The 3,390-nt window shown below is 43.4% G+C and carries 3 protein-coding genes; all 3 read right to left on the bottom strand.

Translation table 11 applies throughout. The features are described 5' to 3' along the window. The coding region (locus tag WG89_RS29175) for a transposase (RefSeq protein ID WP_479686488.1) at positions 1-181 on the bottom strand (181 nt) is incomplete at its 3' end. A gap of 50 nt (positions 182-231) precedes the next feature. Next, positions 232-2,565 (bottom strand): non-ribosomal peptide synthetase, encoded by a 2,334-nt coding sequence (locus WG89_RS02660; protein WP_153301386.1) that lies wholly within the window; start codon positions 2,563-2,565, stop codon positions 232-234. Continuing rightward, positions 2,544-3,390, bottom strand: an 847-nt coding sequence (locus WG89_RS02655; RefSeq protein WP_062260858.1) for an ISAs1 family transposase, incomplete at its 5' end; no start/stop codon positions are given. The genes WG89_RS02660 and WG89_RS02655, both read right to left, overlap by 22 nt.

Genomic DNA, 3,390 nt, shown 5'->3' with positions numbered 1-3,390 from the left:
ACATGGTTGCTAGCGGGTAAGGGCGTCTTCCATTACCTGGCTTTGGATAAAAAGGCTCAATGACGGCTTCTAATCGAGACCAGGGAATCAGCTTCTCCATTCTGAGTAAGAACTTCTCTTTACGAGTCTGTCGCTTTTTTTGGGTGAACTCGCAGTCGGCAAACGTGAGCTGATTCTTCATGGTGAACTCCAAATATGAGCTGATGGTAGATTAGCTCACAAGGAACTTGTTCACACCTTCCCTAGCTCAAAAGAGACCCTTGCACCAAATGAGTGTCCAACAAGAAAAAACGGTCCCTTTGTTTGATACTTCAAAAGAGCTTTATGATAACAATCAACCAAATCATCCATATTGGAATGTGGCTCTTCGGAGCCATCTAGCCCCTTACTTTCTAACACAACAATAGAATAGTCTGAGGTAAGGGTTTGAGAAAGTGCCAAGTATGCCACGCTCAGGCCACCTGCTCCAGGAATAATAAATAAGGTTTCTTTGGAGGGAGCTTCATTCAATATAACTAAAGGAGACCACGCATCTTTACTTCCATCATTTGTATGCTCAACAAGCCTTGATAGCTGACTGAGTGTTGAATATTTCATAAGACTTGCTATCGGAATTTTCTTGTTCCATTTTTGTTCTATTAAAGCCACAAGTCTGACTGCTAATAATGAGTGCCCTCCGATTTTGAAGAAATCATCATCACGGCTAATTGGCAATTTATGACCCAAGAGGCCCTGCCATAACAACATCATTTCATTCTCTGTAAATGAGTAAACTTCTTGTTGTCTTTTTGTTTCATTCATAGCTGGTTCAGGTAAGGCTTTACGATCAATTTTTCCATTTATATTCAGAGGCCATTTTTCCAGGAAAACCCAGAAATTTGGTATCATATAGCCGGGTAATCGATCAAGGAGCCATTCTCTGAAAGTATCTTGCCATAATGCGAGGTCGCCTAAGTCATCGGAAACTATGATATAAGCAATCAGCTCCGCTTCTTTCTCTTTATTTCTTCGAACTATAGTTAGAGCGTCCTTGATTGCGCAATGTTTCAGTAGATTTTCAGAAATTTCTTCTAACTCTATTCGGTGCCCACGAATTTTTACCTGCGAGTCTTTTCTTCCTATGAATTCAAGTTCGCCATGGGGTGTCCATCTGGCATGGTCACCTGTTCTGTAAAGGCGCTCAACATTGGAGTCATCAACAGCAACTGACAAATAGCGTTCTTCAGTTAAATCTGGTCGGTTCAGATACCCTCGAGCGACACCCGGTCCTCCAATGAAGATTTCACCTACTACTCCGACGGGAACGGGTTTAAGGTTATCATCGAGCACATAGGTTTTAACCCCTGCGAAAGGACGCCCGATACTCATTTTGTTTTCCTGCTCCTGAAACCGAAACAGAGTCGACAAAATGGTAGTCTCAGTTGTGCCGTAAGTATTGTAAAAAGAGCGTCCTCGGCTCCAACTCTCCACAAGAGAAATAGAGAAGCTTTCTCCGCCTGTCACAATGGTTGATACTCCTTGCCATTCTATTGGATCTAGATGATGTAGCAGAGTAGGTGGTAGCAATGCATGACTTACATTCTCTGAATTAACTGTCTGTGTCAGACAGTCAGGAGATAAGACTATCTCTTGCGGAATCATGACTAGCGCTGCGCCAGAACTAAGTGCCGTAGCCCACTCAAAGACTGCTACATCAAAGCTGAACGAAGAAAATTGGAGTAGACGGCTACGTTCATCGATATGCAATACATCAGAAACAGCTTCAACAAAGTTTACTAACCCTCCGTGTGTCAACAGCGCCGCTTTGGGATTTCCCGTTGATCCTGAAGTGTAGATAATATACGCATTATTCTCCTTTTCAATGGTAAAGTTTAAATTCGTTGACTTTTGTTGGTTTAATTGAAGCTGAGTTTCGGGATTGTCAATAGTAATACATAAGGAGTCAAATAAACCATGTTGTATTTTATACTCTGAATGCGTAACGAGCTTTTTAATAGAGGCATCTTCAAGAATAAATTGAACTCGCTTGTCAGGCAGTTTTGAATCAATAGGTACATAAGCTCTTCCTGACTTCTGTATGGCCAGTGCAGCTATTATCTGCTCAGGAGAACGCCCTAATAGTATACCTATCGGTGCAGATGGCTCACCGCTCTGATTCAAAAGATAGCGAGCCAATTGATTCGCTTTCTTGTTGACTTCACTGTATGTCAGCTGTCTTCTTTCAAACGTAATTGCGATCTGATCAGGGTTATGTTCAGCATGTTGTTCAAATAATTGTAATACTGAATTTTTATGGAGTCTGGGAGTACCTCCATCAGACCACTTAATGAGCTTTTTATATTCAGTTTCACAAAGCATAGAGACTTGTTTTACAGGAACTGATAGATCACGTGTCAAAGCGGTGAGGAGTGTTTCAAAATGCTGTGCCAATTGGCAGATTTGCCACTTTCTAAATTGGCTAGAATCGTAGTTGAAACAGACTTTCAACTCATTACCTGGATGAACTATCAGTGATAACGGGTAATGGGAACAGGGCAATTGCATCAATTCAGAACGACTGAGCAAAGCAGCTTTTTCAGGTGCTTATGGTCCCACCCTGCTAGCTTCCGGTGACTCTTGATACTGCGACTTCCCTTATTGGCTTTGATAGCGTTCAGCGCAAGCCGTCTCAGAATGGAGAAATTTTCAGCCCCATTTCCTGTGCTTATCTGACATGCGTCCTCTGAAAATGCAACGTCCAAAATCCAGTGCAGATTATTCTCCACCGCCCAATGATTGCGACTGATCGTTAGCATTTCCTCAGCGGACATGGTTCGACTCATAATGTAGAAACGCAGTGCAGTCGTTACTTTACCATTAATCTGCCGGTCATTTTGTACGATGGCCACCTGTTTTAGCCCTGGCCACTCCGCAGCTACTTCCAGGCCAGAGAGGTCGCTTATCACCCAGCAACAGCGGGTTTCTACACGACCATGACCTTTCTCATGGGTTTCAACATAATCATGCAGCTCAGACTGATGCTCCGCCATGACAAACAACGCCTCTATACCTTTATGCAGCTTTTTCTGGTTGCCTTTCACTGCTAGAACATAGTCTGCACCTTGCTCAATACACTGTTTCGCCACTTTTTTCTGGCAGCCCATAGCATCCAGTGTGACGAGGCAGCCTTTAAGTTCAAGAGCGTTGAGCAGTTTTGGAATGGCAGTGACTTCATTGGATTTTTGATCGACGCGCTCTTGTCCAAGCACCAATCCCAGCTCAACGCTCCAGGCACTGACCAGAAGTACCGGTTTCTTACCCTGAGCTTTGGAACCCCTCATTGCCTTTCCATCAATAGCAAGGTGGTGACTGCCTGCAATTTCAGTCAATGTCTGTCTGATCCAGTCCGTA

It is taken from the genome of Endozoicomonas arenosclerae (genome assembly GCF_001562015.1).
Lineage (GTDB): Bacteria > Pseudomonadota > Gammaproteobacteria > Pseudomonadales > Endozoicomonadaceae > Endozoicomonas_A > Endozoicomonas_A arenosclerae.
Note: the sequence above shows the minus strand (reverse complement) of the source record. Positions and strands in the feature narration are given on the sequence as shown.